The following is a 25,705-nucleotide window of genomic DNA, read 5'->3' as shown; positions in this document are numbered from 1 at the left end:
CGGGACAGAATGCCTGTAGCCGGGGGATTCATCCCCCGGTAAGGGTATGGCACACCCCTTCAGTCACGTACGTGACGAAAACAATTACGACAACGAGACAGGAGAAAGCAGCAATGTTTAAACTCAAAGATCCCTCCCTCTTCCGGGAGCAGTGTTATGTGGACGGCCGGTGGATCGGTGCCGATAGCGGCGAGACGGTGGCGGTGGCCAATCCGGCAACCGGGGAGAAAATCGGTGTCATCCCGAAAATGGGTGCTGCCGAGACCCGCCGGGCCATTGAGGCGGCCAACGAGGCGTTTCCCGCCTGGCGCGCCAGGACCGCCGGTGAACGCTCCGCCATCCTGCGCCGCTGGTTCGAATTGATGCTTGAGCACCAGGAGGACCTGGCCGTCCTGATGACCGCGGAGCAGGGAAAGCCGCTGGCCGAGGCGCGGGGGGAGATTGCCTATGCCGCCTCGTTCCTGGAGTGGTTTGCCGAGGAGGGGAAGCGGGTCTATGGCGACACCATCCCCCCGCACCAGAAGGACAAGCGGATCGTGGTCCTCAAGGAGCCGATCGGGGTCTGCGCGGCCATCACCCCCTGGAACTTCCCGTCAGCCATGATCACCCGCAAGGCAGGGCCGGCCCTGGCTGCCGGCTGCACCATGGTGCTCAAGCCGGCCACCCAGACACCGTATTCGGCCCTGGCCATGGCTGAACTGGCATCCCGCGCCGGTGTGCCGGCCGGGGTGTTCAGCGTGGTGACCGGTGCATCGGGCGCCATCGGCGGGGAGATGACCGGGAACCCCATCGTGCGCAAGCTCACCTTCACCGGCTCGACCGAGATCGGCAAGCTGCTGATGGAGCAGTGCGCCGGCACCGTGAAGAAGCTGGCCCTGGAGCTGGGGGGGAATGCGCCGTTCATGGTCTTCGACGATGCCGACCTGGATGCGGCGGTGGAGGGGGCGCTCGTCTCCAAGTACCGGAATACCGGCCAGACCTGCGTCTGCACCAACCGGTTCCTGGTGCAGGACACTGTCTATGATGCCTTTGCCGCGAAGCTGGTGACGGCGGTGCGGAATCTGAAGGTCGGAGACGGTCTGAAGGGAGAGACCCAGCAGGGACCGCTCATCGACCTGAAGGCCGTGGAGAAGGTGGAGGAGCATATTGCCGACGCTGTTGCCAAGGGGGCGCGGGTGCTGTGCGGTGGGAAGCGGCATGCGCTCGGTGGGAGCTTCTTCGAGCCGACCGTCCTGGCCGACGTTACCCCGGATATGGCCGTTGCCCGCGAGGAGACCTTTGGCCCGCTGGCGCCTCTCTTCCGGTTCCGTAGCGAGGAGGAGGCGATCCGGATGGCCAACGACACCGAGTTCGGCCTGGCCGCCTATTTCTATTGCCGCGACATAGGCCGGGTCTGGCGGGTCGGCGAGGCAGTGGAGTACGGCATCGTGGGGATCAACACCGGCCTCATCTCCACGGCGGTCGCCCCGTTCGGCGGGGTGAAGGAGTCCGGGTTCGGCCGCGAGGGGTCCAAGTACGGCATGGATGATTTCCTGGAGGTCAAGTACCTCTGCATGGGCGGGATTTAAGCGCCCGGCTGGATACTGTATCAGGAACGTGTGCAAAGGAGCACGATCATGCATTTCACCTCAGAAGCCGGTCTGTACCGGAACGTGCGGGTAGCCATTGACAATGCGGGAAGCGTGGCAACGGAAAACCTGGATTGGCTCCAGCAGCAGATGGACCCGTATTTTCCCATTACCATGCAGGAAGAGACCGAGGCCGTGGCCAGCCTGGCCACGGGGCTCCACACCCTGGGGCAGAACCAGCGGCTCCTGCTGGCGGACCGGGAAAAGACCCTGATTCTGGCCAGGTTGAACCTCCCCGGCTCCCTCTACGACACCCTGCGGACCCTTCAGGAACGGGAGATCTCCTACGCCCAGTTCACCCATTCGTACGGGAACATTCCCGGACTCGAGCACGGGCTGGAGGTTCAGCGGTTCAAGTTCGACCGGAAGTCGCCCCGGGAGATCGCCACTGCCGATCCGCCGGCCATCCCGACCTCGATCCGGGACGGGATCGCCGCTGCCCTGGTGGAGCACTACCCCCATTTCGACCAGGACGACCTCGACCGGCTGCTCCGGATACTCTGGCTCAACAACGAAACCTACGTCCGGCTTTCACCGCCGAAGCGGGTGGCCCAGCTTCTCTGGCTGTACCAGCAGGCCAACCGCCAGGGGGGGATCTACCTGGATGTGGAGGATGCGGACGAACTCGCCGAGCAGGGCGAGACCCGGGTGCTGTTTGCCGTCGGCAACCCGCCCCAGAACGACTTCCTGGTGCAGACCATGGAGGTGTTCAACCGGCTCGATCTCGGGGTGAAGCGGGCCTACTGCCTGACCATTTCCAACGGGGTCCATCCGTATTTCCTGGGCACCTTCTATGTGCGTAAACGGGACGGCATCACCCTGGTCAAGGGGTCGGAGCTGTTCGACCGGCTGCGCCAGGAGCTGTACAACACCCAGATCCTCTCCACCGGCTCCCCCACCTACCGGGAGTTCGTCACCCGCCAGGTGATGACCGGCGAGGAGGGGTCCCTGGTAAACGCCTTCATCTCCTTCTGCCACACCAACCTGGCCCACCACCATCCGGACCCGTTCGGCTACGAGGACGTGATGCGGGCCTTCCATTCCCACCCGGACATTGCCCTGCAGCTGACACGGCTCTTCCGCTGCCGGTTCGAACCGGGGCTCGCCGGGCGGGAGGCGCTCTACCGGCAGGCCCTGGCGGAGACGGTCCGGTTCATCGAGGAGTACAACACCGGCCACCGGTACATCGACGACATCCGGCGCGCCATCTTCCGCTGCTGCATCACCTTCATCCGCAACACCCTGAAGACCAACTTCTTCGTGCCGGAAAAGCATGCCCTGGCGTTTCGCCTCAGCCCGGCCTACCTCTCCGAACTCAACCCCGAATACATAGCCGACCTGCCAAAGGAGGTACCGTTTCGGATCACCTTCTTCTTCGGCCGGTACGGCGCCGGCTACCACATCGGCTTCTCCGACATCGCCCGGGGCGGGTGGCGCACCATTATCACCAGGGACCGGGACGACTACGTCACCTGCGCCAGCACCCTGTTCCGGGAGGTCTACGTCCTGGCCCACACCCAGCACCTGAAGAACAAGGACATCTACGAAGGGGGCTCGAAGATGGTGGTGGTGCTGGACGCCGCCGGCCTGGAGGACCAGGAGCTGGTGAACCAGCGCCTCTACAAGCTCCAGTTCGGCTTCACCAACGCCTTCCTGGACATCTTCGTCACCGAAGGCGGCACGGCCCGTGACCCGCGGGTGGTTGACTACTACGGCGAGGACGAGCCGATCGAGCTCGGCCCGGACGAGAACATGCACGACGTGATGATCGAGATGATCGCCCGCCAGTCGATGAAACGGGGGTACCTGCTCGGCAACGGCATCATGTCCAGCAAGCGGATCGGCATCAACCACAAGGAGTACGGGGTCACCTCCACCGGGGTCATGACCTTTGCCGAGATCACCATGGAGGCACTGGGGATCGATATCCGCACCGAGCCGTTCTCGGTGAAATTCACCGGCGGCCCCAACGGCGACGTGGCCGGCAACGCCCTGCGCATCCTCCTGGAGAGGTGCCCGCAGGCAAAGATCAAGCTGATCCTGGACGGGACCGGCGCCATCTTCGATCCCGAGGGGCTGGACCGGGAGGAGGTGGGACGGCTCGTCCTGGCCCACGACCTGGACGCCTTCGATCCGAGCCGGCTCCATCCGGGCGGGTTCATCCTCTACCGCCGCTACCAGCGGACCGAAGGGCTCAGAGAGCTGTTCAAGCGGGTCGTCTGCATCGACTCCGGTCCCGAGGAGCAGTGGGTCACCATGGACGAATTCCACCGGGAGTTCAGCACCCTGATCTTCTCGGTCCCCACCGACCTGTTCATCCCGGCCGGCGGCCGGCCGGAGACCATCGACAAGGACAACTGGCAGCGGTTCTTCCGGGAAGACGGCACACCGACCACCCGGGCCATCGTGGAAGGGGCCAACTCGTTCATCACCCCGGAAGCGCGGAGCCAGATGCAGCGGCGGGGGATCGTCATCATGCGGGACGCCTCGGCCAACAAGTGCGGGGTCATCTCCTCCTCCTACGAGATCATCGCCAACCTGCTCCTGACCGAGGCGGAGTTCCTGGCCAACAAGGAGCGGTACGTGGCCGACGTGCTGGAGATCCTGGAAAAACGGGCAGCAGACGAAGCGCGGCTCATCCTGCGCCGCCACCGGGAGCCGGGATGCAACCTCCTCTACACCGAGATCTCGGACGCCATCAGCCAGGAGATCAACGGCCACTACAGCCGGCTGTTCAACTTTTTCCAGCGCAACCCCCACCTGTGCAACGACCCGCTGTTCCGCCAGGCGCTGCTGAACCACCTGCCGCGGCTGTTGCGGGAGGAGCCGCTCTACAGCTCGCGGGTGAAGGAGTTGCCGGCCAAGTACCGGTTCGCCATCCTGGCGGCGGAGATCGGCTCGTCCCTGGTCTACTGCGGCGACCGGGAGGCGGATTTCGAGGAGATGCTCAAGGGGCACCTGGCCAGGAAGATGGCGCGGCAGTAATACCGCAGCTTGAGGAGGTTTTGACAATGTCACTGAAGGAAATTCTCGTTGTCCTGGACAATTCGCCGCAATGCGCCAGCAGGCTGGAACTGGCGGTAGCTCTGGCCCGGCAGCACGGTGCCTGCCTGGCCGGTCTGCATGTGATCACCCACCCCTTCTACGAACCGGCGCACAACGACGCGCCGTGCAAGGCTGAAGAGGTTCGGCGGCTGTTCGAAGCCATGACCGGCAGCGCCGGCATCCCCGTTAAGTGGATCGGCGTGGACTGGAGCGTGGTGGGGGTCGCGGTGGCGGAGATTGTCAACCTCCACGCCCACTACGTTGACCTGGTGATCGTGGGCCAGGATCAACCGCGCGGCACAGATAGCAGCATTCCGCCCGGTCTCCCCGAACGGGTGGTCATGGGGGCGGGGCGGCCGGTCCTCGTTGTTCCCTATACCGGAAGCCATCTCACTATTAGCGAACGGGTCATGATCTCCTGGAAGGGGGGGCGGGAGTCGGCCCGGGCCGCCAACGACGCCCTGCCGCTTCTGCAGTACGCCAAGGACGTCTGCGTGCTGGAATTGAATACCGAGTCGTACGGCAACGATGCGGGACAACGGCTGTGCGAGCACCTGGCGGCCCACGGCATAAAGGCCCACCCCAAGGATGTTGCCGCAACGGATATAAGCATCGGCGATCTGCTGCTGAACCGGATCGCCACGGAAGGAAGCACCCTCCTCGTGATGGGGGCATCCGCACCTGCGCGCCTCGGAACGTCATCATTGGGCGAGGTGGCGCGTCATATCCTCAAGCATATGACCGTGCCGGTGCTCATGTCCCATTGACCGTAATCGCTCCAGACAAAATGGAGGAGAAACCTCGTGCGCAGGAAAGACAGGCACATCAGTGACAGGGATGCCATCGACGACATCATCGGGCGGTGCCGGGTCTGCCGGTTGGGGCTGTGCGATGACGGTCAGCCGTACGTCGTTCCCCTGAGCTTCGGGTATGACGGACAATGCCTCTATGTTCATGCTGCTGCGGAGGGGAGGAAGATCGACATCCTGCGCAGGAACAACCGCGTATGCTTTGAGTTCGACATCCTCGAAGAGGTGATCTCTGCGGACCAGGCGTGCAACTGGGGCATGAGATACGAAAGTGTCATCGGGTCCGGCGTGGCGGAAATCATGACGGACAGCGATGCCAAGAGGGCGGCACTCGACCGTATCATGCAGCAGTACAGCAGCGACAGATGGACGTTCGATGAGCAGGCACTGGCGGGAACGCTGGTTGTCTGCATCAGGATTGAGGAGGTCAGCGGCAAAGCGCGCCGCTGAATGAGTTGGTTGGGCCGTAACTTCGCCGGTCCATCCTGATAGCGGTAACCGTCCGTAACGCGATTCAAGCCGGCCCTCTCGCCGGAGCAATAGCAGTGATGCGCTGTGGCAACCACCCGTGTTGCAGCCTTCTTTGAGCCGGATATCTCCATTCGGGTGGGAGTGGAGCGTCCGGTACCCGGTACCACACATCAAGGAGGCTATAATGAAATGTTTGAAACATGCAGTAACAGTTGCTACGGCCTGCACAGTGGCCGCAGTGACGGCAATGCCGGCTTTGGCGCTGGAAAACGAGTTCCATGGCGCATACCGGATGAAGACGTTTGTCACCAATTTTGACGACGGCACCTTCAATCAGTACGATCCCGCGGGCAAGGACAAGAATGCCCCGACCAACAGCTATGTGGAGCAGAGGATCAGGCTCAAGTACTCGGCCAAGCTGAATGACGATTTCAAGCTGAAAACCGACTTCAAGATCGATTCCCGCTGGGGGAGCGGCGCCTACGACACCCACCGCAAGCTGGGTGGCGAGATCGGCAGTGACACGGTAAACCTGGAAACCCGGGCAGCCTACCTGGATTTCAATCTTCCGGTTGGCGGGGTCAACGTCAAGATGGGTATTCAGCCCTGGACCGATGCCTACGACGGCATCTTCGTCGACTCGCAGATGGCCGGCGTGCTCGGCTCGACGACCATCAACGACCTGGCCCTCTCCCTTGGGTGGTTCCGGCTCGATGATTCCGCAAAAACTCCCTTCGGTCACAGTCCCAGGGATCTGGTCGTTCTCGATGGCAGCTACACCGTGAACAAGGAGCTGACCATCGGCGGCAGCTACTACATGCTCAACGACCCGACGACCTCGGATACCAAGTATCTGGGCGGCAGCCCACGGACCCTCCCGACCGAGACGGTGCACACGCTGGGGGTCAACTCGATGGCAAAGGTCGGTGTGGCCACGCTCAATGGCTACCTGCTCTACCAGTTCGGTGATCTCACGGAGCTCGGAACCGGTAAAGACCGCAACATCAGCGCGTTTGCCGGCGGTCTGGGCGCCAGGGCCAAGCTGGATGCCGGCACGGTGAAGGCGTCGTTCCTCTATGCCTCCGGCGACAAGAATTCCGGCGGCAGCAAGGCGTTTCGCGATGTGCAGGACCTGGACGGCGGGACCGAAACCGACTATTCGTCCGATATGAGAATGCTCAGGAAGGACCAGTTTGCCGGGGCCTCCGGGAAGTCGATCATCGCGTCCATCAACAACCTCGATCAGGGGGTGATTTTCGGGTCGGCCGGCTACGACACCAACCTGAGCGAAAAGGTATTCGCCGGTGCCAATGTCGGCTTTGCCCTCGTTGCGGAGGAAAATGCCAACAAGCCGGTCAACCTCGCCACCGGCGTCAGGAACTCAAGCAACTACCTGGGCACGGAGATCAACGCCGCCATCGGCTACAAGTTCAATGCAAACGTGACGGCCAGCCTGCGCGGCGCCTATACGATCCTCGGCGATTACTACAAAGGGGTTGCTTTGAGCGGCAAGACTCCCGACGACCCGTATTCGACCAGCCTGATGCTGGTGTACAGCTTCTAGCTGCAGGCAGCCGGCTAAACGGGAAGATCAAAGGCAATTAAACGCGGATTGAATCTGATTTAAACGGATTAACGCGGATAACCCGAAACAATTTGCTCCAATCCGCGTTCATCCGCGTTTAATTGCAGTTCCGGCTTGCTCACTTTCTGCGAAGACACAAAGTCGTAGGGGACTTATAAGGAGGTTTTATGAAAAGGATCGGATTGCTTTGTGCCATGGGACTGCTCCTGGCGACGTCGATGCCGGCGGTCGCCCAGATGAGTGCAACGGAGAAAAACGAGTGCCTGCTCAGCTCCAAGTCGTGCAAAAACGAGGCGGACAGCATCCAGAAGAAGATCAAGCTGCTGCAGAAGGAGATCAAGAAGGGGAAGACGGTCTATTCGGCCGAAGAGATCAAGAAGCTTCAGGATAAACTGAAGGAAGCGAACGATCTGCTCGACAACCTCCTCAAGGGGGGCGGGAAATAGATCATGGTTCCGTTTGTCCGCACGTTCGGGGGGATTTCCCTGAACGTGCAGGCAACGGGTTCTGCTGGCGGAGGTCGGGTATGAAGATGCGCTCGTTATGTGTTGTCCTGCTGCTGGGGCTGGTGTTCCTGCCTCTGGCCGGCGCCGGTCAGATCAGGACGTATGTTGCTGAATTCAAGGTGGTGGGGGCGGAACGTCCGGACGAGATGAAGGGGCTGCTGCCCGATCTGCTCGGTTCGCGTCTGAGCAAAGGCGGGGTCGCGGTCGTCGGGACGCGTGCCGACGCCGATGTCGTGGTGACGGGCCGCTACACGCAGGCCGGAAAACTTTTCAGCCTGGACGCCGTGGCCAGTGATGCAGCGGGCAAGACGGTAGGGCGGGACTATGTGGAAGGGGACGACCAGGGGCAGCTGCTCCCGGCCCTGGGGAAGCTGGCCGCCGGGCTGGCCACGCAGATCACTGCATCCGCGGCCGACAGGGCATTGCCGCAGACGGTACCGGCAGCTTCCGCCGGTCGGGCCGGCAACGGCTTCGGAGCGCCATCGGCTGGCGTGGCCGCAGGAGTGGCCAGCACGGGAACCCGGTGGCTCAGTCAACGGCTGACCGGGAGTTTCATCGCTATTGCCCCTGGCCGCCGGTTTGAAAACGGCGAACGCGAGCTTTTCGTTGCCGGCGGACACGCCCTCAAGTTGTTCAGGACGGGCAAGGAGCTGCGGCAGATTGCCGAGGTTTCGTTCCCGGTTGACGAGCAACTGCTCGGCGTGGACAGCGCCGATCTCGACGGCGATGGCAGGCCTGAAGCGTATGTGACGATATTCAACGGCGATGCGCTGGTTTCCCAGGTCTGGGTGGTCAGGGATGACACCCTGGTGAGAAAGGCTGACAGGCTCCCCTATTTTTTCCGGAGCATCGCCATGGACAACGGGAACGTGAAGCTGTACGCCCAGGAGATAGCACTCAAGGCCGATTTTTTCGGTGATGTGCGGGAGGTGGCCTGGAATGGGACCGCTTATACGCTGCAGAATCCGGTCAAGCTGCCGCGAGGGGCGATGCTGTACAATTTCAGCCGGTTCCGGGACGAGGCCGGGAACGAACTGTTCGTTCTGTTGAACGATGACGGCAACCTGGTGGTTCATGCGGCCGATGGTGAGGAGTTGTGGCGGAGCAAGGAGAAGTATGGCGGTACGGAACTGGCCTTCAAGCGCACGGACCTGACCGACGTCAAGTACGGGAGCGATCCGTACCGGTGGATATTCCTCCAGCAGCGGATCTTCGTGACCCCTGAGGGGGAGATCGTTGTGCCGCAGAATATCGGTTCCTGGAGCATGGGCCATAGCCGGACATTCAACGCGAGTCGCATGCTCTGCTTCCGCTGGAACGGGTCAAGCCTGGAAAAGGGGTGGCAGACCGAGGAGAATGAACAGTACCTGGCCGATTATTTTTACGATCCTGCAGCGCGGGAACTGGTAAGCCTGGAGGTCGTCAAGCATGAGGGGATGTTCGGCAAGGGGGCCAGCATCGTTTCCATACGAAAGATACGCTGAGTCGAACAGTTCAGCCGTAAGAGCCTGAAGGGCCGGGCAGAACCCGACGTAGCAGAAACATGCCCAATCCGGACATCCCCTGGATTGGGTCTTGTGGCCCTACATCTCAATCCCGGTTCTGGCAGGCACTCCAGCGTTGTAGTAATGTTTGACCTCGCGCATCTCGGTCACCAGATCAGCCACTTCTATGACCCGATCATGGGCGTTGCGCCCGGTCAGTACCAGTTCGGTCTTTTCAGGTTTCCGATTGATCAGCCCCAGTACCTGTTCGACGTCAATCAGGCCGAAGCCGACGGCACCGTTGATTTCATCGCAGATAAAAAGGTCAAATTCACCAGAAGTCAACAGCTCTTGTGCCTGGACAAAAGCATTCTGCGAAACACGCCGGTCTTCAGCGATATCCTCGGTGTTGACCCAACCCGGCTTGCCGGTCTGGTAGATGGTCATCAACGGTGCCAGCTTTTCGGCCGCAAGATGTTCGCCATAACGTCCCCCCCCCTTTATGAACTGGAACATGCAAACCTTGAGACCACGCCCGACAGCACGCAGTGCGAGTCCGAGTGATGCGGTGGTTTTCCCCTTGCCGTTTCCGGTATAGACCTGAATGCAGCCCTGTTCCAGCGTCATTGTCGCACCCCTTTGCCATATGGTGGTTAATCCGATATGCCCGTGGCCTGATTATACAAGTATCACCTCCGGAGCCGTCTTCCGTGCATGCAGCTTTGCCACGAGCTCTTTCCGCATCTCCAGGGCAGCGCGCTGATTTATATACCCTTTGTCGGTAATCTCGTTGGCGTCGATAGAGGGGGGGACGGTCATGAGCATGATCCGGTGGACCCGTGTGGCAGAGCCTTCCTGTTGGGCGTTATAGCTCCTCAATGCCTTCCGCAGATAATCAACCAGCTTCTTGCTCCGCAACAGTTCTTCTGCCGGCAGTGTCCCCTCGGTTCCCTGGCAAATCCCCTTGCACCCCTGAATGTTCGGCCAGGCGAGAATGCCGACGTAATCCCGATCATGACCGGTCACCAAAACATCCTGCAGGACGGGGGCCGTTGCCGTCAGGACGCCGAGTCTCAACGGTCCCACATGAACCCAGGTCCCGGTGCTGAGCTTGAAATCCTCGGCGACCCGGCCGTTGAATGTGATCCCTTTGCCGGGGGCAGTGGGGTCGGCAAATGCTCCGGCATCGCCTATTCGGTAGAATCCGTCCTCGTCGAAAGCGGCTGCGGTCAGGTCGGGTCGATGCAGGTAGCCGGGGGTGACATTCGGCCCCTTGACCCGCAACTCGAATTTGCCGCGATAGGGAACCATCTTGAGGGTGACTCCTGGCAGGGGGATGCCGATGACCCCCGCCTTGTCGATGGGGAAATGCGCCGACGTCACCGCAGGTGCAGTCTCCGTTGCCCCCCAAGAGGAGGTCATGGGCACCTTCCTGCCGGTTGCCAGAAGTGACACCGTCTCCAGTCGCTGCCACAGATCCTGCGGCAGGGCAGCTGCCGCGTAGAAAATGAGTTGCAGTCTCCTGAAAAAGTTGTTGCGCAAGGATTCGTCATTTTCCAGAAACGGGAGCAGCATGGCGAAGCCGGCCGGAACGTTGAAGTAGATGGTCGGGGAGATCTCCGCCAGGTTCTTCACCGTCTGTTCGACCATGCCCGGGACAGGCTTGCCGCCGTCGATATACAGGGTCCCTCCCCGCTTGAGGACCATGTTGAAGTTGTGATTTCCCCCAAAGGTATGGCTCCAGGGAAGCCAGTCCACCAATATGGGCGGCGTCTTCTTCGTGAATGGCCACACCTGCGCCATCATCTGCTGGTTCGCGCAGAGCATGCCGTGGCTGTTGAGCACCCCCTTGGGGATACCGGTCGACCCGGAAGAAAATAGGATCTTGGCAATTGACGACGAGTCAACCTGTGAAAATCTCTGCTCAACCTGTTGCGTGGGAGCGGTTTCCAGGAGAGTGGAAAGGGGGGTGCAGGGGTGAGCCGTCTGCCCGCCGGCTGTGACAACCTCAACGCCGGAAAGGTCCAGCGCGGCGAGCGCATTGCCGAACAGATCGGCTCGTTCCACATAGAGCAGTGCCGGCCTGACCTCGCTGAATATGTATTTGAGCTTGGCAAAATCCTGGCTTAGGAGCGAATAGGCCGCTGAAACCGGGACCACCGGTACCCCTGCAATGAACCCTCCGAGGGTGAGCAGTGCATGACCGATGGAGTTTCCGGAGAGGATCATGACCGGCCTATCGTCGCCGAGGTTCCTGTCTATGAACGCCTGGGCAATCGCATCGGCACGACAGCCAGCTTCTCCGTAGGTCAGGAGGTTCCATTGACCGGAAGTGTCCCTTTCCCCGAGAAAAGTTTTTTCGGGGGTCTCTTCGGTCCAGTGGCGCAACATCCCGCCCAGGCATTCTTCATAGCGCTCCAGGGGCATGGGGGAACTGAGGAGATAGCCTCCCTCTGTCGTCTCTCTCACGTTGACTACTGCCGGAGCAAAGTCAAGAGGTATGATTTCGGCTTGATTCACAGGTCCACTCCTTTCCTATACTGCACCAACCTTAATTCCATGCCAGTACGTGGTTTACCGCTAGAAACTCAGAATCAACGACAATGCTCCAAATTACCCGGTCTGGTCTTGAGACTAGAACCTCAGAGATGAACTGCTGCGGTAGTTTTGAGCGTAACCCGGTATCAATGATCAACCGCCTTCTCTATGCCGTAGCCGGTGGTCTGCCGAGCAAAAAGTTCGTCGAACATTTCTTCTTCACGCCTGTTACCGAACAGCAGGGTGGCGGCAATGGTGACCAGGAATCCGAATGGTACTGAGATGATGCCCGGGTTTTTGAGATTGAACAGAGGCGCATCTAGGCCGACCAAGGATGTTCCATTTTTGTTACTGGCATAATCTGCCCTCGCCTTTTCCAGAGTTTTCAAATCCTTCTCCGGTAGCACGACTCCTGATGCCTGTTTTTTCTCCAGAACTTCTACTATCTTCTGAGCATCCGCTGCGATCTTTTTGGGATACGTCATATTTGGAGAAACCATCAACACACCAATGGTAAAAAGCGTGCCGACAACAAGGCCGGTTACTATCCCGGCACTATTGAAGCGCTTCCAAAACAGGGCGAACAGGATCACAGGGAAGTTTGCAGAGGCTGTTACGGCAAGAGCAAGGCCTACCAATTGTGCGATATTCTGATTTTCACAGGCTATTCCAAGCACGATCGAAACGAGACCAACACCGAAGGATGCGTACCGTGCGACCTTTACCTGTGTTTGCTGATCAGCTTTGCCATCCTTGATGATATTGACATACAGGTCGTGGGCAATGGCGGCCGATGATGCCAGCACGAGACCCGAGACCACCGCAAGTATGGTTGCGAAGGCAACAGCACAGACAAAGGCAAGGAGCAAGTCGCCACCGATGGTGCCGGCGCCGCCGCCAATGAACTGGGCAATCATAAGCGCAGCCGTGTTTCCGCCCTTATCGACAGCCATGATCTGCTGTGGAGTAATGTAAAGAGCGGCACCGAAACCCAGAAATGAGACCATAATCAGAAAGATACCGATCAGGAACATGGCAACGACAACGCTTTTACGTGCTTCTTTGGCGTTTGGAACCGTAAAGAAGCGCATCAGAACATGCGGCAGCCCCGCAGCGCCAAAAATCCAGGCCAGGCCGAGCGAAATCTGGTCCAGCGGATTTTTGAAGAACAGTCCAAGCTCCAGAAAGCGCTGACCGTAGTCGAAACCTTGCTCGGCAACCGGCTGCTTCAGAATCATGCGTACATGGTCCTGAATTGCCTGGCTTGACACGACTTCGTCGAAGAACTGGAACGGATTGAACCCGGATTTCCAGAGTATGGCAGCTGTCAGTAATACGCCTGTGAACATGAGCAGACCGGCTTTGATGATCTGTACCCAGGTAGTCGCTTTCATCCCACCGAACGCGACATAGACTACAATCAGCGTCCCGACGCCGATAATCGATGTTTTGTAGGGAATACCCAACAGCAGCTGCATGAGTTTGCCGGCCCCCACCATCTGACCGAGCAGATAAAAAATGCAGACGACAACGGCCGAGGCAGCAGCGGACCCGCGTACCACCTTGGAGGAAGAACGAAAGGCAAGTATGTCCCCGAGGGTGTATTTACCGGCATTGCGGCATGGCTCGGCAATAATGAGAAGCACTGTCAATAGACTGACGATTACTCCGACCGAATACATGAACCCATCGGGACCGAAGAGTGCCATAAGTCCTGTGATGCCGAGGAACGTGGCAGCAGAAAGGTAGTCACCGGCGATGGCCCAGCCGTTCTGCATGCCCGAGATCCCCCCACCGGCCGCATAATAGTCGGATGCTGTCTTGGTCTTTTTTGAAGCCCAGACGACAATCCCCCCCGTGGCCGCTATCATCACCAAAAACATGCTGATGGTGAACATCCTGTTGGTCTTGATCTTCTTCGGCAAGGCGGCAGGTGCCTTGGCAGCGGCGGTGGGCGGAATGGTCTGGATAGCGGCAGCCACCGGGGTCTGGGGTGAGGTGGAAATCGTAGCAGGCGACGGCATGGCTACTGGATCGGCTGCGAACACGAACGAACTGAGACTCAACCAAAGCATCGATGACAAGAATAGATATTTCATTCGAGTTCCCCCTTGTTGATCAAATCCAGTACTTCATTCATAAGCGGGTCGAAATCATGATTGGATCTATAGGTATAGTAAAGGGCAATTGCCCATGCCAAGACAAACTGAAAAAGGCAAAATAGATAGCCGAAATTCAGCCGGCCGATAATTTTCGTATTGAAGAGATCGGGGGCGTACAGTGCACCGATCAGAACCAGAAAATATGAGATTGCGCCGACAAGCCACAATCCTACGAGAAATCGGGACTTCTTCCGGTGAAGTTCAAGAAACTTCGGGCTTTGAACTATCGTGCTCCAGGCAACTGTTTTACCTATCATTGTAGGTTCTCCCCTTTGTTTAGCTGCTGGATAAGCTTAAGCAATTAATTTTGGAACGCTCGGTCGATCTAATCGTCTAAATCATCAGATGGACCAGAGACCGCACGTCCTTCACCTTGTCAATATCTTCTATCGAGCCAACCAACTCCTTCACTCGATGATCAGGTATTGCATCTTTCGCGTAATCGATACATTCAGTGAATCGCAAAAGATGATCCGCATCGCTCAGTGAATTGCCAGGAAAGCCCGGCGCTATATCGAGCTTCTTGACATGCGTTTGGCCTTCTGTTGTAACGATGGTCAGATCGACTGCCGTGGGGCTCCTCTCATCGAGGCTTGCGTCTAAGACGACCTTTATCCTCTTGATGAACTCCAGCACCTCGGGTTTGCGAATGTCGGTTTCGCAGAAATGTACCAGCTTTGATGCCTTCCTGATAAAGGCGTTGGCAACGCAGTACTGCACACTGAACTGAGCGTTGACACGCGCATACTCCCCGACGTAAAAGTCATGACCGACGAGCCGGTAAGCGTAAGGTGGCAATCGTATCTCAGCGGAGACGATCTGTTCGGGTTCCAGATGCAACTCGCTGGAAAACTGCAGCGCAAGATCAGTGACCCCCTGTGTGAGCCCACAACTCGGGTACTTCTTGAACATCGTATCCATGACTTTGTATGTCTCGCCGAGGCCAGCGATTAAGCTACTTGCTTCGAATTTGTCCTGCGCGAACAGATGCAGATAACCGTAAATGCCACCCAGAAAATTGGCAGGCCCCGTCCAACCGCTTTTGGCAAGAACGGCACAAGTCACTCCGGACTCCGCAACCCAGCCCTGAATCAGTCGCACCGCAAGAGAACCGTCCACGTTGCTCTGGAAGCTTCCGCCACATCGATTGAACGCCAGAGCAAGTGCATTCAGCATCTGATCTTCGGTCAACCCAAGTATGCGGCCCGCGACCGCCGTTGCCGAAAAAACCCCCGCCACGCCTGTGGGATCGAAGCCGTTGTACTCTTTTTGTGTCAGGTTCATCCGCGCGCCAAGTTCCGCACCAGCGGTCAATGCAGTGATAAACTCCCGGCCGTCGCATCCTCCCCTAAGTTCGACAGCTGCAAGCGCAGCTGGAATCAGAGAGGAGCCCACATGGACTCCCGGCATCATCGCATCGCAATAATCAAGAGCACGACTCATGACCCCATTTAGCAGTGCGGCACTGGGAGCCGGCAACTTATCGCCATATATCAGCACGGTGGCCTCGGGTTTGCCGCCCTGCGCCACTAACATTTCGCGCAGAGGCTTGCACCCATCTTCGGCAGCACCTGCGACCGTCGTTCCCATTACTCCCAACAGCATCTGTCTGACGACTTTCAAGCTGTCTTCGGGAATCTGTTCCCGTTCAAGTTCTCGTACATACTTGGCCAACGTGCGTTCTACGGTCATTTGCGGCTCCTTTCAATATTTCGTTAGAAAAGACTCCATTCCTGTCACGTCGTGAGACTGATTGGCTTCAAGTATTTTTTCGCGATTCTTAGCGCTTTACTCGGATAATGCTCTGCCAACAAACCGATGCCATACATGATATATTCATCATCTGTGTAAGCCTTTGGAGCGATAGGTTTCAAACTCCAAGGCTCTCTCTGATCAAATAATGCTGACGATAGAATCTCAACTGGCCACCGTCCGTATTTGAAGATCCCACCTGTGCCAATAATATTTACTGTCTGAGTCAGATCCTTTCCGGTTTGCACTTTAATATCTCCATTCAAGGAGAATTCCTGCTTTAATGTGCCGGAATGCCTTCCTACAGCAAAGGAAATTGCTGATTCTGACAACACCCTGTCGATGCAATCGTCCAAATCATTATCGGGCACACGACCGACGTCATTTGACAGCGAGTTGACCTTAGCCTCTAATTGGGCGGAATCGAGAGCTACGTCTGGGGCTATCTGACAAAGCCTTGACAAAAATTTCTCGGTCCCAACCAGGTCCAGAATTGTCGGTGCGTTGTACCTGATGCCTAAGTCGCCCTCCACCGTTCTCTTCACTTTTGTTTCCGGCAATCCTCTTACAACAGTATGCGGGTCGGAAGGGCTGCCATCGGCTACCGAATGAATATTGACGGTTGCACCACCCACCTCGACAATTAACAGGGAACCGATCCCAGGCTCCTGGTCTGTACCTTCAGCCAGCAAGGTGGCTGCTTGTAGCGTTGCCTTTGGCGTAGGCATTACGATATCACCGAGGTATTTCTGAGCCTTATTCAAACCCTTTGCTTCGGTAATCTGCTTTATAAATATTTCACGTATCAGATCCTGAGACGGTTTGATGTTCAGGCTTTCCAAATCGGGGAGGACATTGCTTGTCACGATCGACTGCTTACCTGCTTCGTCAAGGATTCGCTTGACCTCGCTTGTTGCCACCCGATTACCTGCGACCACAATCGGAGCATTGATCTTAGATTGGGCGAGTACCCTTGCGTTATGGAGGATTACGTTCTTGTCACCGCCATCCGTTCCCCCGGTCAGTAAAACTATGTCGCACGATGCCGCTTCGAGTTCAGCAATTCTTTCATCGTAGAGCTCAAATCCCGAAGACCAGACTACTTTGGCACCCGCCCCCAAGGCCGCCCGCCTTGAAGCTTCAAGTGTTAACGCAGGCACCAATCCGATTGCTGCCATCCTCAATCCTCCAGCTGCACTGCTGCTGGCGTATTTGCCTACTACATCCCGCTCATGAAGGTTATGTTTTGAAAACAAGGTCTCAAGAGCACGGTTCAGTCCTATCGTGATGTCCTCCTCGACAGTCGTCATCGCTTGAGCCCTGCCAATAACATCTTCTTTCTCAATATCTACCGCTATAATCTTGGTGTACGTACTGCCGAAATCTATGAGCAATACAACTTCCATGACTTTCTCCTCTTTCACTGCCTTTAGGCCCAGACGGGAATCCTGATAATCATAAGAGACCTAGGTCTTTCTTTAGGATTGTCACTACTTCACCGGCTGTGACTGTGTTCCGAAAAACCCTATTGAATCCCATTTCACTGAATCTTCTTTCTATTTCGGGCCAGTTCCTCTCAAGCTCCAAAGGTGCCGCAACCGTACCGCCGGCATATAGAATTATCTCTTTTAGACCGGCTTCAATGCACCTGTCCCTTAAACCCTCACAATCCAAAACACCCATGCCGTACATTGATGAAACCAGTATTGCGTCTGCTGCAGTTTCGATTGCAGCATTAACAAATTCCTCCTGGGGAACCACAGCGCCAAGAAAGGTCACTCCGAATCCAGCCTCTTTAAAGGCTTTCGTTAATACCCAACCGCCGATCATGTGCGCATCAGAACCGATAGTTCCAATTACAATGTTTTTAGCTGTCATGTTTTTTTCCTTTCAATACTGAGGCGAATTGAAGATCATGAACGACCATGTCCAGTCCAGCCACTCGATTTTCTTTCTTCTCTCTCTCAGATATCTTTTCGCGATGGTAGTCTTTTACTTCTTGCGGCAGGGGGATGTTGCCACTATTCAGGTAACGTACTGCGTTCTCAGCGTCGCGCATTACCAGTACATTTCCTTGGTTATGTTTCCACGGTGTCAACATGGTGTCTATCCACCCGACTTCGACACCCTTGCATAAGCCTACAGCTATATCGCCATCACCTGCTTCGAGGCACTTCTCCATCAGAGCCCTTACTTCCATTTCAATGATTGCTTCTTCCCTGGCCAGCTTCTCGTTCTCGGGGAATTTCTGATTCCCCATCAAGGTGAGCAGGTGTTTCGCAAGTCTCACGGATTTTGCCATTCCCTCTTTAGTGGGGGTGGCAAGCGCCTCATCCTGGCATTTCAACAGCACACCAGGGAAACCGCCCATAATTGGGATCACTGCATTCCATGCGATCATGGCATTCGCCTCTTCCTCCCGTGGCGGCCATGCTCCCAGGAATGGGAATGCACCTGCATAAAATTCGACGTCGTGGTAGCCGAATCGGGCACAATACTCATAACAAAGTCTTTCCGTGACCCTGATCATCGCAATATCCTGGATCAGGTTCATATTTAAACCATGGAGAAGATGCTGATGTTTCACTCCTTGCTCAGCTCCGAGCAAAGCTTCTGAAACACAGACGAAGGAACGGAATCCAGCGCTGTCATATCCTGATAGATTCGATGGATTTTGGGGGCAAATGGGCACACCCTTCTCAGTATAAATCCCGGCGAGCCGCGCCTCGTATTGGTTTATTCTTATTTGCTCTTCCAACGTAATGTCCTTGCAGTGTGCGATAACTTCCTGCAACGAACGTACGGTGCATGCACTCCACCCGGCAGCCAGGACTATTTCAGACGCCAATCGCCCATCTTCGTCAGTCGAATTGAAATGAATCGGCAGATGTGAGGCCTTCATTATCTTTCTTGCGTCTTCAACTCCAAAATTCACGACCGGCCAACCATTGAGCATCGACATGCCTTCTTTCTTACTGCGCTCAATGCCCTTAGCGGCGCTTTTAAAATCGCATTTTCTTGTGTAAGAATCAGAATATATAAGCCACTGACCTCCTTCCAACAAATCCGATTCCCGCTCAACAAATGGCATTCCTTCCGTCATGTATTCAGTCAAGGCGCGACCAAATTGCGGGATCAATACATGTGTTCCTGTTTCTTTTGCATGTTTGAATGATAAAGCTGAATTTTTTCCTTTTGATAGTTCTCTGGCTGCATCGATATTTTCATCGAGGTTTTCTACTCCCTTGCCGGTTTCCCACTGAGACAGCACTTCTTCTTTTCGAATCTTAAAAAATTGTTCATCTGTAAGCTGTTTATTCCGAATTTTTACCGTCATCTCAGATTCCCCCTTTGAATATTTGTGGTTGCCAGCAGGTAGGTAATGAGCGCCTTGCTTTTAAATTACTTATTGCGTAATCAAATTCCTTAGTACGTAATTAAAATATACGAAACGCGGATATTTCTGTCAACCTAAAAAAATGTTTTATTTTGTCATTACGAACTACTGGATATATGCCAAACATGGCGACCGGTGTGTCCCCCCGCAAAGGCCTGTTGTGCCCTAATCATTCAAACGCGGGTTCCACCTGATCGTGTAGTCAACGCGCCGATGTCGTGAGAATTCGGCAAATTGGCAACGGCATCATGGGCTGAGTCGTCAGGGGCCTTTCGAACCGTGCAGAAACACGAGGGGCGCCCAGGAGAACCAAGTCTGGAAGCAGTTAGGCGTATCCACCGATGCGCTGCCGCATGGTACCTTCGGAGGGGACGTCCTCAAATATTCCTTGAACAAATTGTACCTATAGTCTACTAACCGTGTCAGTGAAGATGGGATTCGAGTGTGAGTGAAGGTGGGAAAGGGAGATGCAGTCCTAGGGAAGCGCAGTGATGATGAGCGGCTAAGTCATGACCCGATTTTTATAGGTGCAATCGAAAGCATCGCACTTAAGATCAACACTGCAATTTATTGATAATCACAAATAAAACAATACATACGCCGGTTGTGACCGGGTTAACGTTACGGGAGTCTATGTGAGAGAGGAAATGGAAGGTAAGCACGGCGTCCAATCGGTCGAAACATGCATGCACGTGCTTAAAGCAATGCTTAATGGTCACCGCGGCATGATGCTTAAGGAGATTGCCGAGGCTGCGGGGATGCCTGCATCAAAGGTACATCGCTATTTGGTCAGCATGGTCCGTACTGATCTCGTGGAGCAAGACACTAACAGCTCCCTCTACGATCTCGGGCCATTCGCCCTCAACGTTGGCCTGGTAGCAGCGGACAGACTCGACAGAATACAATTCGGGCTGACTGAAATTGCCGAGTTATGTAATGAAATCAATGAGGCCACAGCTCTGGCAACATGGACACCCGACGGTCCGATAGTGGTACGTTGGGAAAGGCCTCGCAAACCAATCTCGGTTAGCGTGATAACGGGGACAACGTTGAATATGATCACCACTTCCAGTGGCCGTATCTTTGGCGCCTATCTTCCGCCGGCAACCTACCAACATTTAATCACTGAACAAGTAAAGTCACCGTCTTTGCCTGATGAACTCCGTTCTCTATCAGCAGTTGAGCAGATCTTTGCCGAAATTCGCCAGATCGGTGTGGCTGTCACTGATAAGTACCACCTTCTTCCGGGGCTGGCATCGGTTTCCGCGCCTGTATTCAATGCACAGGGTGGAATCACGCTAGCCGTGGCGGCCGTTGGTATCCAGGGTAGCCTTGATGTAAGCCTTGACGGTCCGATCATTAAAGCCTTGAAAACTTCGGCTGAAAGGGTTTCCAGAAAACTCGGCTATAAGATGGACAATGGCCCGAAATCATAATCGCTCCGAGCCGCTGGCATGCACAGGACATCAAGTCCGGGGCAGTTCGCAAGCGCTTGGTCAGGTATGACCGCCGGCCCGCTTTGACAAACGGGCCAGGTGGATTTCGGGATTGGTTGCGGATTGTCGGTGGCGGTATGATGGAGACGTCATCTCCTGACGGCCAGCGCGACACCGGTCACGGTCACGAACATCCCGGCCAGGGCCGTCAGCCCCAATCGCTCCCCGAAACAAAAAAAGGCCAGCAGCGAGGTGACCGGCGGGACCAGATAAAAGAGACTCGCCACCCGTGACGCCTCGCCCCGGCGGATAAGAACGTGCAACAGGCTGATGGCGCCGAGCGACAGCACCAGCACCAGCCAGGCCATGGCGAACATAAACGGACCGGTCCACTGTACCCGCATTGTTTCGCACAGGGGGGCCAGGAGCGCCATCGTCAGCGTCGAGGCGCCGAACTGGATGACGCCGCCGCTTCGCAGATCCAGGTGGGCGCAGAACCGCTTCTGATACAGGGTGCCGGCAGTGATGCCGAACAGGGCCAGGACCGACATCCCTACCCCGACCGGACTGCCGCCGGCAAAGGAAATCTTGTCCATCAACACCAGCAGCACCCCTACCAGGCCAAGACCGAAACCGACCCATTGTCTGGGGTAGACCTTTTCGCCCAGCACCCGCCCGGCAACAACCGCGGTAAACAGTGGCTGCAAACCAACGATGAGCGACACGATGCCGGTGGGTACGCCGTGATAAATGGCGGAAAACACGCCGCCGATATAGAGCCCATTGACCAGGACCCCGGACACGGCGATATGGGCTGTCTGGGCCATGCTGGCAGGCCAGGGGGCTCGCATCAGCAGGGCCAGCATCAGGAGCAGCAGGGTGACGAACCCGTACCGCCAGAGCAGAAACGTCAGGGGCTCGGCATACGGAAGGCCGAACTTGCCGCCGATGAAGCCGGTGCTCCAGAGAAGGACAAACAGGCCGGGGGCCGCCATTTGTCCGTAACTGCCCCGTTGTGCCGTGGTCGTTGTCATGTGGGGTACCTCTGATACCGTTTCAGGAGTAGACTGACAACTCTTCTTCCTTGTTGAAGTAGCGCATGGCCGCATCGGCCAGGGCTTCCATCTCGTTCTCGCCCGGATTCAGGTACACCGGCGCGATGAACGAGATCTTTGGCTTCAGGCTGTCCAGGAGCCGCTGGGAGTAGACCAGGCTTCCGGTCAGGGCGATGGCGTCCACTTTCCCTTCCAGCACTGCCGCGCAGGCGCCGATCTCCTTGGCAATCTGATAGATCATGGCCTCTACCACCTCTGCCGCCTTCTGGTCGCCGGCATCGATCCGTTCCTTGATCTCGATGACGTTGGTCGTCCCCAGGTAGGCGTATAATCCGCCGCCGCCGGTCAACAGTTTCAGTACCTCGGCCTTGGCGTACTCGCCGCTGAAGCAGAGCTTGACCAGGTCTCCGGCCGGAAGGCTCCCGGCCCGTTCCGGCGAGAAGGGGCCGTCGCCGTCCAGGGCGTTGTTGACATCGATGATCTTTCCCTTCCGGTGGGCGCCCACCGAGATGCCGCCCCCCAGATGGGCGACGATCAGGTTGACCTCGTCGTACTTCCTGCCCAGCTCTCCTGCAATCTTCCGGGCCGTGGCCTTCTGGTTCAGGGCATGGAAGCTGCTCACCCTGGTGATTTGCGGAATTCCCGAATACCTGGCCGACGTGCACAATTCATCGGTCATGGGCGGGTCGGCGGTCAGGACCGGGATATTGTACTGATTCCCCAGGTCAAAGGCCACCAGTCCGCCGACGTTGATCGGGTGCCCGCCGTAGATGCCGCTCTTCATGTCTGCGATCATCTTGGGACAGAGCCGGTAGATGCCGCCGGGGAGCGGCTTGACGTTGCCGCCGCGGCAGGCGATGGCATCGATCTCCTCCATGGAGAGGTTGTTGTCCCGCAGGAATCCCAGGAGGGCATCCTTGCGGTAATCGTACTGGTCCCAGATGGTCGGAAACTTCCTCAGCTCCGCGTCGTCGTGCTTGACCGATACGTTGATCTTCATCTCGCCGCCGGAGAAGATGCCGATCTTGGTCGACGTGGAGCCGGGATTGATGATCAGGATGGTTTTATCACAGGACATTGAATGCCTCCATAAGTGTCTGATGTAGAGTAGCCTGACGACGCAGCTCTGTATGCGTGGTGAATATTATCATGAAAAGTAAAAAAACGTTTTGCAAAATTGAATCCGTTTTGAAGTTGAAAACGGGTATGAAATTGAATACAGATTTAAGAATACCCAAAAAGACATTGCTGGAGAACTGACAAACAAAAAGCCCTGATTTCTCGGGGCTTAATTAATTGCTTTGGATTTCGCTGGATTGTCTTATGGTACCGGAGGCCGGACTCGAACCGGCATGCAGTTGCCTGCGGCAGATTTTGAGTCTGCTGTGTCTACCATTTCACCACTCCGGCATGTGGAGGCGGATTATAGAAGATGGGGCATGGAGCGTCAAGGGGGAAATCACTATACTCGAAAGCTGGATTTGCTGAAACGTGTAGAGAAAAAATCGTTGACATGCTCAGATCTCATTTGCTATAAGAGGACTTCGCTAATGGGGCTGTAGCTCAGTTGGGAGAGCGCTTGAATGGCATTCAAGAGGTCGTCAGTTCGATCCTGATCAGCTCCACCAAAAAAAACAAAGGGTTGCGAGAAATCGTAACCCTTTTCTTTTGGCAAAAGTGTCTACAGTTATCTACGCTTTTATCCTAAATCCCATCCTATAATCGCTATAGCAAAATCAACTTACCTCAAACTGTAGTGGACGTTTCCTCCATTCTCCAGAGAAGAATAGGAATAGGGGTCGAATAGGAATAGAGAATAGGAATAGGGGTCAACTCTCCATTATCCACTAAAGATTGAATTCATCGTAAAAATGGAATATGGAGAGTTGACCCTTTTATTCTCCTTTATTCTCCCACAGGCGCGGAAACCGATGCCAGCCCCGGAAGAAGGTGGTACTTATCAGTGACAGCCACACCGATCTGGCGAATTTCGGCAAAGATCTGCTCAACTGCTGATAGAGAACGGAGTTCATCAGGCAAAGACGGTGACTTTACTTGTTCAGTGATTAAATGTTGGTAGGTTGCCGGCGGAAGATAGGCGCCAAAGATACGGCCACTGGAAGTGGTGATCATATTCAACGTTGTCCCCGTTATCACGCTAACCGAGATTGGTTTGCGAGGCCTTTCCCAACGGACGACGATCGGATAGGATGGATAGAGGATGGATAGAGGATGGATAGAGGATGGATAGAGGATGGATAGAGGATGGATAGAGGATGGATAGAGGATGGATAGAGGATGGATAGAGGATGGATAGAGGGTCAACTCTCCATTCTTCACTAAACATTGAATTTATCGTAAAAATGGAATATGGAGAGTTGGGCCTTTTATTCTTTTTGGTAGTTAAAAGATAAAGGGGAACTGGCACGTAAACCTCTAGCGCCGGTTCCCCCTTTCTCCGTCCAACATTGTGGGCGATCACCTGACGGCTTTTGGGTCAGGTAGCATTTTGTCACTGCGTAGCTACCGGCGGCGTCACGACCACCTGGCCCTTTTCCACCGGTAGGGTGTTGCCCGGCCGGGAGGCCGTCCTTACAACCCCTTCCCTGTCTTTAAGGCGATACGTGACGTCATAGCCAACCAATTTCTGCGATTTGTCATAGACCGTTTTGCAACTTCGTTTCGTCGTTGTGACAACGTCACTTTTCTGCATGCTATCCTGCACCTTGTTACCGGCATACGCTCCGCCAGCAGCCCCTACGATCGTGGTGACCGTGTTGCCTGTGCCGCCGCCGATTTGGTTGCCCAGCACGCCGCCTGCAATTCCGCCAATCACGGTCCCGGCGATACGATCGGGATCCTTGACCGGCGCCTTATGCTGCACCGCCACATTCCGACATTCCTCGCGCGGGGTTACGATCGTCTCTTTGATCTCCTTCACAGCGACAACATCGGCAAACTTCGGCTGGCTCAGCGCCTTGTAGCCCCCGACTGCTGCAACCGCGAGAACCACCGTCGCTATGCCGCCGATCACACTGCCTTTGATCATGGACTTGTCCATGGTGTTCTCCTTTTTGACGGAAACCGTTGTGCCGGCTACTTGTGGATTGCGTAGCAACGGCATCGCAACAGTTTCTTTTTATCTAATAATAACATAAAAAAGAATAGGAATAGGGGTCAACTCTCCATTATCCACTAAAGATTGAATTCATCGTAAAATGGAAAATGGAGAGTTGACCCCTTTACTTCCCCAAGATCAAAGATAGGGGCACCGGTTATTTTCGTTTCAGTAGCCGCGCACTCTACGGGAAGTATAGGTTGTATAAAGTGCCAACAACAGCTGGTTGGACGAAAGCGCATGCCTTACAGTGAAGAACATCGGAAAGCCGTGTGCGGGAAAACTGCATGCACGGTTTGATGAGGGAGGGCAGGGGGAAACCTGCTCTCTACTCTACCCTTTACTTCTCTTATAATTTTTTCATTTAACTTAACACTTAGACATAATGTCTGTCAGTAGAAAGTAAGCGACCTGCCCCTTGCAAACGTGGGTTATGTTGGGAATGGGAATTCACCACACAGAGCCACAACCAAGGAGGCAGGTCATGAAGAAGAATACCATATTTGTCGGGCTTGATGTTCACAAAGACTCCATCGATGTCGCACTGGCTGATGTCGGCCGTGACGGTGATGTCCGGTTCTACGGCACGATCGGTGGCGACCTGGATTCGCTGCACAAGGTTGTTCGCAAGTTGCAAAGCACGGGCGCTGAACTTCGCTTTGCCTATGAATCAGGCCCCTGCGGGTACGACATTTACCGCTCTCTGACAAGTAAAGGAT

The 25,705-nt window shown here is 56.0% G+C and carries 20 protein-coding genes, 2 tRNA genes and 1 pseudogene; 10 read left to right on the top strand and 13 right to left on the bottom strand.

Going from position 1 to position 25,705, the window contains the following annotated elements; genetic code table 11:
• The first annotated feature begins 113 nt into the window (after positions 1-113).
• From gabD to JN12_RS02970, 7 genes are all read left to right on the top strand, one after another.
• Positions 114-1,568: an NADP-dependent succinate-semialdehyde dehydrogenase gene (gene gabD / locus JN12_RS03000; protein WP_145017955.1), complete on the top strand. Its 1,455-nt coding sequence runs from the start codon at positions 114-116 to the stop codon at positions 1,566-1,568.
• Positions 1,569-1,616: 48 nt separating this feature from the next.
• The gene (locus JN12_RS02995) at positions 1,617-4,613 is read left to right on the top strand and encodes an NAD-glutamate dehydrogenase domain-containing protein (protein WP_145017953.1); all 2,997 of its coding nucleotides are present in this window, start codon (positions 1,617-1,619) and stop codon (positions 4,611-4,613) included.
• Positions 4,614-4,639: 26 nt separating this feature from the next.
• Positions 4,640-5,440 carry a universal stress protein gene (locus tag JN12_RS02990; protein ID WP_145017951.1) on the top strand — a complete coding sequence of 267 codons (801 nt, stop codon included), beginning with the start codon at positions 4,640-4,642 and terminating at the stop codon, positions 5,438-5,440.
• A gap of 36 nt (positions 5,441-5,476) precedes the next feature.
• The gene (locus tag JN12_RS02985; RefSeq protein WP_145017949.1) at positions 5,477-5,932 is read left to right on the top strand and encodes a pyridoxamine 5'-phosphate oxidase family protein; all 456 of its coding nucleotides are present in this window, start codon (positions 5,477-5,479) and stop codon (positions 5,930-5,932) included.
• Positions 5,933-6,137: 205 nt separating this feature from the next.
• Positions 6,138-7,517 carry a hypothetical protein gene (locus tag JN12_RS02980; protein ID WP_145017948.1) on the top strand — a complete coding sequence of 460 codons (1,380 nt, stop codon included), beginning with the start codon at positions 6,138-6,140 and terminating at the stop codon, positions 7,515-7,517.
• Between the two features lie 188 nt (positions 7,518-7,705).
• Positions 7,706-7,984, top strand: coding sequence for a hypothetical protein (locus JN12_RS02975; protein ID WP_145017946.1), 279 nt, complete (start codon positions 7,706-7,708; stop codon positions 7,982-7,984).
• An 80-nt stretch (positions 7,985-8,064) separates the two neighbouring features.
• Positions 8,065-9,528: an FG-GAP repeat domain-containing protein gene (locus tag JN12_RS02970; protein WP_145017944.1), complete on the top strand. Its 1,464-nt coding sequence runs from the start codon at positions 8,065-8,067 to the stop codon at positions 9,526-9,528.
• Positions 9,529-9,627: 99 nt separating this feature from the next.
• On the opposite strand, the gene cobO is transcribed toward JN12_RS02970, so the two are convergent.
• The 8 genes from cobO to JN12_RS02930 form a co-directional block, all read right to left on the bottom strand.
• Positions 9,628-10,155 (bottom strand): cob(I)yrinic acid a,c-diamide adenosyltransferase, encoded by a 528-nt coding sequence (cobO, locus tag JN12_RS02965; RefSeq protein WP_145017942.1) that lies wholly within the window; start codon positions 10,153-10,155, stop codon positions 9,628-9,630.
• Between the two features lie 51 nt (positions 10,156-10,206).
• Positions 10,207-12,048: a feruloyl-CoA synthase gene (locus JN12_RS02960; RefSeq protein WP_145017940.1), complete on the bottom strand. Its 1,842-nt coding sequence runs from the start codon at positions 12,046-12,048 to the stop codon at positions 10,207-10,209.
• Between the two features lie 164 nt (positions 12,049-12,212).
• The gene (locus JN12_RS02955; protein ID WP_145017938.1) at positions 12,213-14,165 is read right to left on the bottom strand and encodes a solute symporter family protein; all 1,953 of its coding nucleotides are present in this window, start codon (positions 14,163-14,165) and stop codon (positions 12,213-12,215) included.
• The gene (locus JN12_RS02950) at positions 14,162-14,485 is read right to left on the bottom strand and encodes a DUF485 domain-containing protein (RefSeq protein ID WP_145017936.1); all 324 of its coding nucleotides are present in this window, start codon (positions 14,483-14,485) and stop codon (positions 14,162-14,164) included. Before JN12_RS02950 ends, JN12_RS02955 begins: the two co-directional genes overlap by 4 nt.
• Positions 14,486-14,561: 76 nt before the next feature.
• A complete protein-coding gene (locus tag JN12_RS02945) occupies positions 14,562-15,920 on the bottom strand; it encodes an MmgE/PrpD family protein (RefSeq protein WP_145017934.1) in 1,359 nt (452 codons plus the stop codon).
• 44 nt (positions 15,921-15,964) lie between these two features.
• Positions 15,965-17,386: a methylaspartate mutase accessory protein GlmL gene (gene glmL / locus JN12_RS02940; RefSeq protein WP_145017933.1), complete on the bottom strand. Its 1,422-nt coding sequence runs from the start codon at positions 17,384-17,386 to the stop codon at positions 15,965-15,967.
• A gap of 49 nt (positions 17,387-17,435) precedes the next feature.
• A complete protein-coding gene (glmS, locus tag JN12_RS02935) occupies positions 17,436-17,858 on the bottom strand; it encodes a methylaspartate mutase subunit S (RefSeq protein ID WP_145017931.1) in 423 nt (140 codons plus the stop codon).
• Positions 17,848-19,317 carry a hypothetical protein gene (locus JN12_RS02930; protein WP_145017929.1) on the bottom strand — a complete coding sequence of 490 codons (1,470 nt, stop codon included), beginning with the start codon at positions 19,315-19,317 and terminating at the stop codon, positions 17,848-17,850. The genes glmS and JN12_RS02930 overlap by 11 nt, the downstream gene beginning before the upstream one ends.
• Positions 19,318-20,012: 695 nt before the next feature.
• Here JN12_RS02930 and JN12_RS02925 point away from each other — a divergent pair.
• Complete coding sequence (locus JN12_RS02925; protein ID WP_211360490.1) at positions 20,013-20,813, top strand: IclR family transcriptional regulator; 801 nt, start codon at positions 20,013-20,015, stop codon at positions 20,811-20,813.
• A gap of 149 nt (positions 20,814-20,962) precedes the next feature.
• On the opposite strand, the gene JN12_RS02920 is transcribed toward JN12_RS02925, so the two are convergent.
• The 3 genes from JN12_RS02920 to JN12_RS02910 all read right to left on the bottom strand — a co-directional run bounded on the left by JN12_RS02920 (position 20,963) and on the right by JN12_RS02910 (position 23,278).
• Positions 20,963-21,847, bottom strand: coding sequence for a DMT family transporter (locus tag JN12_RS02920; RefSeq protein WP_145017928.1), 885 nt, complete (start codon positions 21,845-21,847; stop codon positions 20,963-20,965).
• A 22-nt stretch (positions 21,848-21,869) separates the two neighbouring features.
• Complete coding sequence (gene buk / locus JN12_RS02915; RefSeq protein WP_145017926.1) at positions 21,870-22,946, bottom strand: butyrate kinase; 1,077 nt, start codon at positions 22,944-22,946, stop codon at positions 21,870-21,872.
• A 246-nt stretch (positions 22,947-23,192) separates the two neighbouring features.
• Positions 23,193-23,278: transfer RNA gene (locus JN12_RS02910), tRNA-Leu, on the bottom strand.
• Positions 23,279-23,420: 142 nt separating this feature from the next.
• Here JN12_RS02910 and JN12_RS02905 point away from each other — a divergent pair.
• A tRNA-Ala gene (locus JN12_RS02905) sits at positions 23,421-23,496 on the top strand.
• Positions 23,497-23,773: 277 nt separating this feature from the next.
• Here JN12_RS02905 and JN12_RS21300 read toward each other — a convergent pair.
• Both JN12_RS21300 and JN12_RS02895 read right to left on the bottom strand, forming a co-directional pair.
• Complete coding sequence (locus JN12_RS21300; protein ID WP_456237309.1) at positions 23,774-24,208, bottom strand: IclR family transcriptional regulator domain-containing protein; 435 nt, start codon at positions 24,206-24,208, stop codon at positions 23,774-23,776.
• Between the two features lie 172 nt (positions 24,209-24,380).
• A complete protein-coding gene (locus JN12_RS02895; protein WP_145017922.1) occupies positions 24,381-24,929 on the bottom strand; it encodes a glycine zipper 2TM domain-containing protein in 549 nt (182 codons plus the stop codon).
• Between the two features lie 541 nt (positions 24,930-25,470).
• Between JN12_RS02895 and JN12_RS02885 the strand changes: the two are divergent.
• Positions 25,471-25,705, top strand: a pseudogene (locus JN12_RS02885) (IS110 family transposase); the annotation flags it as partial.

The sequence above is a fragment of the Geobacter argillaceus genome, from assembly GCF_007830735.1.
Taxonomy (GTDB): Bacteria; Desulfobacterota; Desulfuromonadia; order Geobacterales; family DSM-12255; genus Geomobilibacter; species Geomobilibacter argillaceus.
Note: the sequence above shows the minus strand (reverse complement) of the source record. Positions and strands in the feature narration are given on the sequence as shown.

Excerpts from the sequence above, each read along its gene's own strand:
- gabD (WP_145017955.1), top strand. The coding sequence starts at position 114 with ATGTTTAAACTCAAAGATCCCTCCCTCTTCCGGGAGCAGTGTTATGTG.
- JN12_RS02995 (WP_145017953.1), top strand. The coding sequence starts at position 1,617 with ATGCATTTCACCTCAGAAGCCGGTCTGTACCGGAACGTGCGGGTAGCC.
- JN12_RS02990 (WP_145017951.1), top strand. The coding sequence starts at position 4,640 with ATGTCACTGAAGGAAATTCTCGTTGTCCTGGACAATTCGCCGCAATGC.
- JN12_RS02980 (WP_145017948.1), top strand. The coding sequence starts at position 6,138 with ATGAAATGTTTGAAACATGCAGTAACAGTTGCTACGGCCTGCACAGTG.
- JN12_RS02975 (WP_145017946.1), top strand. The coding sequence starts at position 7,706 with ATGAAAAGGATCGGATTGCTTTGTGCCATGGGACTGCTCCTGGCGACG.
- JN12_RS02970 (WP_145017944.1), top strand. The coding sequence starts at position 8,065 with ATGAAGATGCGCTCGTTATGTGTTGTCCTGCTGCTGGGGCTGGTGTTC.
- cobO (WP_145017942.1), bottom strand. The coding sequence starts at position 10,155 with ATGACGCTGGAACAGGGCTGCATTCAGGTCTATACCGGAAACGGCAAG.
- JN12_RS02955 (WP_145017938.1), bottom strand. The coding sequence starts at position 14,165 with ATGAAATATCTATTCTTGTCATCGATGCTTTGGTTGAGTCTCAGTTCG.
- JN12_RS02950 (WP_145017936.1), bottom strand. The coding sequence starts at position 14,485 with ATGATAGGTAAAACAGTTGCCTGGAGCACGATAGTTCAAAGCCCGAAG.
- JN12_RS02945 (WP_145017934.1), bottom strand. The coding sequence starts at position 15,920 with ATGACCGTAGAACGCACGTTGGCCAAGTATGTACGAGAACTTGAACGG.
- glmL (WP_145017933.1), bottom strand. The coding sequence starts at position 17,386 with ATGGAAGTTGTATTGCTCATAGATTTCGGCAGTACGTACACCAAGATT.
- glmS (WP_145017931.1), bottom strand. The coding sequence starts at position 17,858 with ATGACAGCTAAAAACATTGTAATTGGAACTATCGGTTCTGATGCGCAC.
- JN12_RS02930 (WP_145017929.1), bottom strand. The coding sequence starts at position 19,317 with ATGACGGTAAAAATTCGGAATAAACAGCTTACAGATGAACAATTTTTT.
- JN12_RS02920 (WP_145017928.1), bottom strand. The coding sequence starts at position 21,847 with ATGACAACGACCACGGCACAACGGGGCAGTTACGGACAAATGGCGGCC.
- buk (WP_145017926.1), bottom strand. The coding sequence starts at position 22,946 with ATGTCCTGTGATAAAACCATCCTGATCATCAATCCCGGCTCCACGTCG.
- JN12_RS02895 (WP_145017922.1), bottom strand. The coding sequence starts at position 24,929 with ATGGACAAGTCCATGATCAAAGGCAGTGTGATCGGCGGCATAGCGACG.